This is a genomic window from Halobacillus sp. BBL2006, assembly GCF_000786645.1.
In the GTDB taxonomy this organism is placed as follows: Bacteria; Bacillota; Bacilli; order Bacillales; family Halobacillaceae; genus Halobacillus.
Genome location: NZ_JRNX01000485.1, coordinates 1 through 2,306, shown reverse-complemented (window position 1 = coordinate 2,306; position 2,306 = coordinate 1). Strand labels below are relative to the sequence as shown.

General features: G+C 38.9%; 3 protein-coding genes and 1 pseudogene. 2 read left to right on the top strand and 2 right to left on the bottom strand.

Features of this window, described 5'->3' with window-relative positions:
* Positions 1 to 174: 174 nt before the first annotated feature.
* Together LD39_RS14390 and LD39_RS14385 are read right to left on the bottom strand one after the other, a co-directional pair.
* The gene (locus LD39_RS14390; protein ID WP_035548467.1) at positions 175 to 786 is read right to left on the bottom strand and encodes a YpjP family protein; all 612 of its coding nucleotides are present in this window, start codon (positions 784 to 786) and stop codon (positions 175 to 177) included.
* A gap of 88 nt (positions 787 to 874) precedes the next feature.
* Entirely contained in the window at positions 875 to 1,216 is a 342-nt protein-coding gene (locus LD39_RS14385; RefSeq protein ID WP_035548464.1) for a hypothetical protein, read from the bottom strand.
* Between the two features lie 276 nt (positions 1,217 to 1,492).
* On the opposite strand from LD39_RS14385, the gene LD39_RS14380 reads away from it, so the two are divergent.
* On the top strand, positions 1,493 to 2,095 hold the full coding sequence (locus LD39_RS14380) for a spore coat protein (RefSeq protein ID WP_035548471.1): 603 nt from the start codon (positions 1,493 to 1,495) through the stop codon (positions 2,093 to 2,095).
* A gap of 104 nt (positions 2,096 to 2,199) precedes the next feature.
* Positions 2,200 to 2,306: pseudogene (locus tag LD39_RS22715) on the top strand (amino acid transporter); the annotation flags it as partial.

The window sequence follows — 2,306 nt, the reverse complement described above, 5'->3', positions numbered from 1 at the left end:
ATGTAGTGGATGGCTTTTTATCCACGTAATCGATTGACTTATGACCTCGAGGGGCTAGGCGCTGGAGCTAGATGAAGACTCACACCGCAAAAAGTTATCCACACCTAAATATATTTATAATTTCCTAGATAGTAAAAAAAGCGATTCACTCAAGTGAATCGCTTCTTTCTATACTTAAGACATCCATTTAGGGGGGGTATTTTTCTCCCAATAGATCTCTCCGATGGAATGGTGCTTAACAAATTCATCATCTTTCAAATGATAGTGGAAATTGAACCAATAACCTTCACCCGGGCGTTTATCTCTTCTGACATGGAACTTTGCGATCTCTTCCCCGCTCTTATAGTTATAAAGGTTAAAGATTTTCTCTCCATAACCTGGGGTGAGCTCTTCAGTGATTTCATAGTAAGGAAGTTCTTCTTCCCCAACTTCAGCTAAGATCATTTCTACGACTTCTTCAATTTTCGGTAAGATTTCATTTGTCATATCTGTATCTACTTTTTGAATAATCCTCGGACCCATTTTAGTCATGGTCTGTTCTTTCGCAAGTTCCGCAATGACATGGATATAATCTTCTTCTGAATCGCTTTCAGAATCAGGTATGTCTGGTGTTTCATGCTCAGGAACTATCTCCTCATTAGAGGTTGCATAGCTTCCCTCTGGATGCTCCGGAGCCATCTCCTTATTTTCTGCAGCATCAGTATGTACATAAGTCGGCGGGACATACAAACCTAATGTGAGCACAGATACTAGTACGACAAAGATCTTTCTTCCCCATAACTTCATTTCAAAATCTCCCTTACGAATCCTCTGCCAAAATTATATCACTTAGAATTTTCCAGTGCATGGGAAAAAATGAACATTTTCAAACAATTTAGATAGCGGATTGGATAGTTACAGGCATCCTGCCAGGAGAGATGATCGAATATATCCTCTTTCCATCCTCCTCCATAGGGCCATGAAGCACAACTCCGTTGGTTTTCGCATACCTGGCAAACTCATCAGCGTCATCAACGATAAGCTGGAGCATCATCTTCTCCGGCATGTGTGTAGTTCTCGTCCAGAGCTCTAGCCAGCTGTTTTCTCTTTTAAAAACGGTTCCAGGGGACTTTTCTGTTTTAAAATAAGAATTGGATAACGTTGGTTCATTCTCTAAAAAGTCCACCATTTGATCTTCTCCAGAGACAGTAACATGGCGATAACCTAATAATTTCAATGAAATTCCTCCCTAAATTTCCAAGAAATATATTCTAAATTTTCGCACTTTATATACTAGTTTACCACTGATCATTCTTTTTGTGTCGTTTTCTGAGGTAAATTAGAGGGATACTTATAAAAATTAATAAAAAATCTAAAGATACGACAAGCAGTTGCTTGGATTGACACGATTCACGCATACATGAATAAGTGAGAATGGGGAAAATTGAAAGATGAATAATAATTTCAGGAGGGATTTCTTGTGCAATATCCAAATCAGGATCCTAATCACCAAATGAATGGTGCTCAAATGACACCTAATATGATGCAGAATACCAATCACGGTGGTCATGAATTATTTGATGCCCATGAGGTGATTGCAAGCTTAATCAGTATGCTCGATCAATATCAAATGTATGATCAACACATTCAAGATCAAGAGTTGAAAGATATATTACAACGTCAATCTTCATTCGTAACTCAACTGTATAACACTATCGTACAGAGCTTTCAATCAGGTCAAGACCCTGCTCAGCCTACACAGCAGTACAAGATGACTCAAAACAATGACACGGTTTACGGACTCAAGCCTGGCCAGCCAAAAAAACCAAATCAATCGGTAAGTGATTTATCCGATCAGGGGCTGTCCGCTTATATGCTTGGCCAAACAAAAAACCTAGCGACTTTATTATCAATGACCGCATTGGAGATGACCAATCCGGTGTTGCGAAGAGTCATTGCTGACAGCGTGCCTAACTTTATTGAAATGAGTTATGAAACGTTCTTGTATCAGAATAAACATGGCTACTATCAAGTTCCTCAATTGCAGCCGCAGGATATGAACCAGATGCTTCAGAGCTACACCACTGTTCAAGCGCAAGGAAATACGGCCCATTAAATAGAACAAGCTGGAAATGAGATAATTTCTTATTTCCAGCTTTTTTAGTTATGACTTACACTATTGATTTCGTATATATAAACTAAATAAATAAGGAGTGGCCTATGAGTATTTTCTTAAGTTACATACTGTTAGGTTTATCGTTATCTGCCCCCATCGGTCCCATCAATGCCGCTCAATTGGATAAAGGAATTCGATTCGGTTTTTGGCA

Coding starts and splice junctions, on each gene's coding strand:
- LD39_RS14380 (WP_035548471.1), top strand. CDS start 1,493: ATGAATGGTGCTCAAATGACACCTAATATGATGCAGAATACCAATCAC.
- LD39_RS14390 (WP_035548467.1), bottom strand. CDS start 786: ATGAAGTTATGGGGAAGAAAGATCTTTGTCGTACTAGTATCTGTGCTC.